This is a genomic window from Synechococcus sp. H55.2 (assembly GCF_047462495.1).
In the GTDB taxonomy this organism is placed as follows: Bacteria; Cyanobacteriota; Cyanobacteriia; order Thermostichales; family Thermostichaceae; genus Thermostichus.
Window position 1 is genome coordinate 1 of the sequence record NZ_JANSJH010000138.1, and the last position, 4,994, is coordinate 4,994.

6 protein-coding genes are annotated in these 4,994 nt (G+C 59.9%); 4 read left to right on the forward strand and 2 right to left on the reverse strand.

Annotated features, from left to right (window positions below; genetic code table 11):
- The coding region (locus tag NW844_RS12100) for a phycobiliprotein lyase (RefSeq protein ID WP_414335971.1) at window positions 1–533 on the reverse strand (533 nt) is incomplete at its 3' end.
- A 413-nt stretch (window positions 534–946) separates the two neighbouring features.
- Here NW844_RS12100 and NW844_RS12105 point away from each other — a divergent pair.
- Both NW844_RS12105 and NW844_RS12110 read left to right on the forward strand, forming a co-directional pair.
- Window positions 947–1,228, forward strand: coding sequence for a hypothetical protein (locus NW844_RS12105; protein ID WP_414335973.1), 282 nt, complete (start codon window positions 947–949; stop codon window positions 1,226–1,228).
- Between the two features lie 184 nt (window positions 1,229–1,412).
- Window positions 1,413–2,543 carry a murein hydrolase activator EnvC family protein gene (locus tag NW844_RS12110; protein ID WP_414335975.1) on the forward strand — a complete coding sequence of 377 codons (1,131 nt, stop codon included), beginning with the start codon at window positions 1,413–1,415 and terminating at the stop codon, window positions 2,541–2,543.
- On the opposite strand, the gene NW844_RS12115 is transcribed toward NW844_RS12110, so the two are convergent.
- Window positions 2,534–3,184: an ABC transporter ATP-binding protein gene (locus NW844_RS12115; RefSeq protein ID WP_414335977.1), complete on the reverse strand. Its 651-nt coding sequence runs from the start codon at window positions 3,182–3,184 to the stop codon at window positions 2,534–2,536. The two genes, NW844_RS12110 and NW844_RS12115, sit on opposite strands and share 10 nt — an antisense overlap.
- Window positions 3,185–3,350: 166 nt before the next feature.
- Here NW844_RS12115 and NW844_RS12120 point away from each other — a divergent pair, with 166 nt between their 5' ends.
- Both NW844_RS12120 and NW844_RS12125 read left to right on the forward strand, forming a co-directional pair.
- On the forward strand, window positions 3,351–3,551 hold the full coding sequence (locus NW844_RS12120; RefSeq protein WP_414335979.1) for a DUF3285 domain-containing protein: 201 nt from the start codon (window positions 3,351–3,353) through the stop codon (window positions 3,549–3,551).
- Window positions 3,552–3,739: 188 nt separating this feature from the next.
- Entirely contained in the window at window positions 3,740–4,873 is a 1,134-nt protein-coding gene (locus tag NW844_RS12125) for a histidine kinase (RefSeq protein WP_414335981.1), read from the forward strand.
- Window positions 4,874–4,994 lie beyond the last annotated feature (121 nt).

Below are 4,994 nucleotides of genomic sequence, written 5' to 3' on the forward strand. Positions count from 1 at the left end.
GGGGAAGGGCTGGCCGAAAGTTTGCGCACCTCAGAGCAGAAAGAAGCCATGCTAAAGCCACCAAAGCGCTTGACGGTGCTGGCCCGCAGGCGCAGGTTCGGGCTGGCAAACCAGATGCGCTCCTCTGACTCGGTCATCTCATATTCGGTGTAGAGGGTGAGGGCGCCGTCGGATCCCATCACATAGGTACCGGCCACCGGTATTTTTTCGGCATAGCCCTGATCCCGCAGCAATTGCCCGCGCATGGGATCGACCTCATCGGGGATGGGAACCAGCACCACATCGCCTTTGTACTCTTCGTTGTCCCACTCCTGCTCGCCATCCCACCGCACCCGCGCTGCTCCCACAGCTCGCTGCGGATCCACCTTGAACAGCTCACAAACCCGGATGACGGCTGGATCGGTTGGCGCAAGCGTAGCAATCTGGACTTTCGACCTCCCTCCCTCAGAGCGGCGAAAAGCCAAGTGATGGCTGGTGCGCTGGCACATCCACTCCCCAGCACTGAGGGCGAAAAACTCCATTACGGTCATCATGGCCGACGCGGATCCTCTATCGATAGACAGGATTTGCCGATCTTAGCTTGCGTGGCAACTCACCCTTAACTCTCAATTTAGCTTTTAAGGGGTTCGGGGAGCTCTCAGTCCCGCGCTCTGGCATTCCCCATGGCACGCTACGCCAACCGTGGGGTTGGGCCAGACCAATCCACCTCATGTTGCTGACGCCCGCAGCGACTTCCATTGCCAAACCGCACCTAAACTTTGCCCTCAGGCCCAGACCACGAAACCCAACAGGGATGTGGGGCAGCCGGCGTCGTACCGCTGGCGGTCGGTGAGGGGAGAATGGCGCTTAGAATCCAGAAATAACAAAACCGGCTTGTCGGCAAAACAAGAATAAATTGTAACCAAGAATAAATTGTAAAAATTCCCTTTTGGGAGAAGGTTAACAGATGAACAGAGAACGGGCAAAGCTGGTGTTTATGGGAGCAACTGTTTGTGCGTTTACAGCACTGGTTGGAGCGTTTGCTTTTCCCATTCTTTCGTGGCGTCGCTGGTTCCTCCTTTTATCAGCCATCTGTGGCCTTGTTGTCTCTCTAGCCAATATTGAACTGGGCAGAGAGGAGGAAGAAGCCCCCCAGACTCGCAAGTGGCGCATGGTGTCCCGTTTGTATGAGATGGCTCTTGGGTCGATTTTTGTCATTCTCGTATTATTTTTACTATTTTTAGCCTGAAGTTTTGCCGATAGGCGGGCGGCCAGCCCATCGCCATTTGGAGTAGCGAGACCGGGGGGCAACAATCCAGTTGGGCTCGGTCAGATCCTGGCAAATCTTTGTATCCTTAGGGTCGGTAGGTCTGTTGCAGAGGGTGTGGGGAGTGACAAGTCTGAGTCGTGTGGCACACAGGCTGAAAGGGTGGATGGTGTTCGGATTGCTCGCCCTCTGTCTGCTGCTGTGGGAAATGGCCCCGTCTCAGGCGCAGAATGTTAACCAACTGCAGCAGCGCCAGCAGCAGATCCAGCAACAAATCCAGAGCACTCAGCGCCGCCTCGGAGAAGTGCGCCAGGCCGAAGAAGAGGCCCGCCGCCGCATGGGATCCCTGCGCCAAAACATTCGCCAAACCGAAGCCAGCCTGCGCGACAACCAATATCGTCTGGAACAGGCCCAGAAGGCCCTAGAGCAAGCGCAGCAAGAGCTCCAGGAGCTGCAAGACCGCCTGAGGCGGCAGCAGCAGGGCACGGCCGCCCGCTTGCGCTACATGCAGCGGCAGGGGGCAGAACATTGGTGGGCTTTGCTGCTCACCAGCCGCGACCTGAACGAGTTTTTCGATCGCCGCCACCAGTTGCAATTGCTGATCGAGGCCGACCGGCAGTTGATCCGGGAGCTGCAGGCGATGGCTGAGGAGGTGGAGCAGCAGCGCGTTGCTCTGGAGATGCAGCGCAACGAGATTTCTTTGATTTTGCAGGAGCTGGCGGCCCAGAAAAACCAACTGCAGCAGCAGGCTGCCGCCCAAGAGCAACTGGTGGGCCGCCTGGCCAACGAGCGCGCTGCCTATGAAGCAGCCCAACGGCGTTTGGAAGCCGATTCTCAACAGTTGACCGTCCTCATCCAGCAACTGATCGCCCAGCAGGCTCAGCAGCGAGGGGGTGGGGATCCGGTTCAGGGGACGGGCCGGTTGATCCCACCGGTGCGCGGGCCGATCACCAGTGGCTTCGGCTGGCGGGTTCACCCCCTCTATCGCAGCCGCCGCTTTCATGCGGGGATCGACTTCGGTGTGCCCACCGGCACGCCAGTTCGGGCATCAGACCGGGGCACGGTCATCTACGCCGGTTGGTACGGCGGCTACGGCTACACGGTGATTGTGAACCACGGCGGCGGCATCACCACCCTCTATGCCCACAACAGCCGCGTCGCCGTCGGGGTGGGCCAGCAGGTACAGCGGGGGCAGGCCATTGCCGCTTCTGGCTCCACCGGCCTCTCCACCGGGCCTCATGTTCACTTTGAAGTGCGGGTCAACGGCCAACCGGTGGATCCGCGCCGCTACTTGTGAAGCAGCGCCTCTGCCGGCACCGGCTGTAGGGATCCCGCCTGCAACGTCCACTGCACATCGGCAATAGAGGACAGCTCCTCCGGGTCGTGGGAAACCACCAACACCGTCCAGGTGGATTTCAGCCGGGCCAACAGCTCGATCAACTGCCGCCGCACGGACCAATCCAGCCCCGCCGTCGGCTCGTCCAGCAGCAGCAGAAACGGGCCGCGAATGAGCTGCACCGCCAGGGCCAAGCGCCGCTGTTGCCCGCCGCTGAGGTGGTTGGGGAAGGTATGCAGAGGGATCCCTGCCAATCCCACCTGCTGGAGGACATTCTCGATCTCCTTTTGCTGCAGTTCCGGGTGGCCGAAGCGCATTTCCTCCAGCACCGTCAAGCCACAAAAGTGCCGCTCCGGGAACTGAAACACCAACCCCGCCAGGCTGCGCAACTGGTTGAGGGAGAGCTCCGTCCCGCCCCAGGCAATCCGTCCCTGGGTGGGCCGCGCCAAGCCGGCCAAGATTTCCAGCAGGGTGCTCTTGCCGGCCCCACTTTTGCCCACGATCAGCCCCAACTGGTTCGGGCCCAGCTCAAAGGAGAGATCCTTGAGAATCGGCTGGGAAACGGCTGCCGGATGGTAGGAAAGATGCTGAACCTGCAACATAAGCGCCAAGGAGGGGGATGCTGTCGTTATTTTGGCACCGGAAGATCCCCGCCCAACAGCCATCGCTTCGCTGCAATCGGCAGGTTACCCCAAAACGATGCCGATGTCTGGCAGGCAGATTGAGCTAGCCTGGAGACAGGGTTAAGTTATTGCTCTGGTCATTCGGATGGCGCAGCCTTCTTCTGCAGATTCTTCTTCGACCGGCATTCGCGCAAGCGTTGCGGAGCAGCAGGGATCCCCCCCGAGCTATACCCGCCTGGCCATGCGCAACATGGTGCGCAAAGGCAGGACCTCTCTGCTTCACTTCACCCTGACAGCGGTGGGGTTGGTGGCCCTGCTGGTGGGGTTGGCCTACCTGTTTCACTGAGTTCCACGGTTGTCAGTTGGGCGGAAAAGGTGCACTCTGGGGGTCTCTCGCTACGTTCGCTGTTCCTTTTCAGCTTTTCCCCAAGGTTAAGTGTTAGGAAAGAACAAGCAGCAGTGGATCCCACAGCTCGAGCAGATGGCAATCCCGGCTGCTGAAACGCCAACCTCTGGCCTTTTGGATTTCGGCCTATGCAGACTTCGCCAGATCTCACCTCCGCTCGTTCTGTCATTCGCCTGCTGTTGTTTGCCAAGAGTCGAGCCGTCGTTGCTGAACTTGAGAAGCATCTGCTTCAGCACATCCAGGGGTTACCCGGCCAATACCCTGCCCAACTAAAAGTGGTGCTGCTGGAGGAGCACCCCTACCTGGCGGAGCATTACAAGTTGGTGGCGACTCCAGCTCTGGTCAAGGCCGAACCTCTGCCCGCTCAGGTCTTGGCGGGGGCCGACTTGGCAACACAGTTGGAAGTGTGGTGGCCCCGTTGGCAGGGCCAGGCGGCCTTGGCCTCCCAACAAGAAGGTGCAGGACAGGATCCCACCCCTCCCCCGACCACCGAGGCGCTGTTGCAAATGTCGGAAGAGGTGTTTTTGCTGCGGCAGGAACGGGCCCAATTGCAGGAGCAGTTGGACTTCAAAGACCGCGTTCTGGCCATGTTGGTACACGATTTGCGCAGCCCCCTGACGGCCACGGCTCTGGCGGTCGAAACCCTCCAGCAGGGGCGCGAGGGATCCCTGGACAAAGCGCTGGAGCGGCAGTTGTTCGACCACGCCCGCCAGCAACTGCGCAAGATGGACAGCATGATCACCGATATTCTCGAGTCAGCCCGGGGCGCCGCCTCGGAGCTGAGGATTCGAGCCGTAGAAACCCAGTTGCCCAGCCTGTGTCAGCCGGTGATCGAAGAGCTACAGCCGCGCATGCAAGCCAAGCGGCTGCAGTTTCAAGCGGATATTCCCGTCGATCTGCCTTCTGTTCATGTGGATCCCGACAAGATCCGCCAAGTTCTGTTCAACCTGCTGGATAACGCCATCAAGTACACCCCTGCCGAGGGATCCATCCGCCTCGATGTCCTCCATCGCACCAGCCAAAAGGTGCAGGTGACCGTCAGCGATACCGGCCCCGGGATCCCGGAAGCCGACCAGGAGAGCATCTTCTCCGATTCCGTTCGTCTGTCCCGGGATCAACAGCAGGAGGGCTATGGCATCGGCCTTTCCCTCTGCCGGCGGATTGTGCGCGCCCACTATGGCCAGATTTGGGTGGAATCTGTCCTGGGCAAAGGCAGCAGCTTTCATTTCACCTTGCCGGTATACCGGCTCTGCAAGCGCTAGCCAAAGGCCCCGGCAGGCAAGCAGATATCTGGCAACAAGGACTCCGTCTCTGCCGGGGTTGAGGCCGCAACGGTTTGATTGATGTCTGGGTCGGGTCAGGTTGGCCAATTTGTGTGTTTAA

Excerpts from the sequence above, each read along its gene's own strand:
- NW844_RS12125 (WP_414335981.1), top strand. The coding sequence starts at position 3,740 with ATGCAGACTTCGCCAGATCTCACCTCCGCTCGTTCTGTCATTCGCCTG.
- NW844_RS12115 (WP_414335977.1), bottom strand. The coding sequence starts at position 3,184 with ATGTTGCAGGTTCAGCATCTTTCCTACCATCCGGCAGCCGTTTCCCAG.
- NW844_RS12105 (WP_414335973.1), top strand. The coding sequence starts at position 947 with ATGAACAGAGAACGGGCAAAGCTGGTGTTTATGGGAGCAACTGTTTGT.
- NW844_RS12110 (WP_414335975.1), top strand. The coding sequence starts at position 1,413 with ATGGTGTTCGGATTGCTCGCCCTCTGTCTGCTGCTGTGGGAAATGGCC.
- NW844_RS12120 (WP_414335979.1), top strand. The coding sequence starts at position 3,351 with ATGGCGCAGCCTTCTTCTGCAGATTCTTCTTCGACCGGCATTCGCGCA.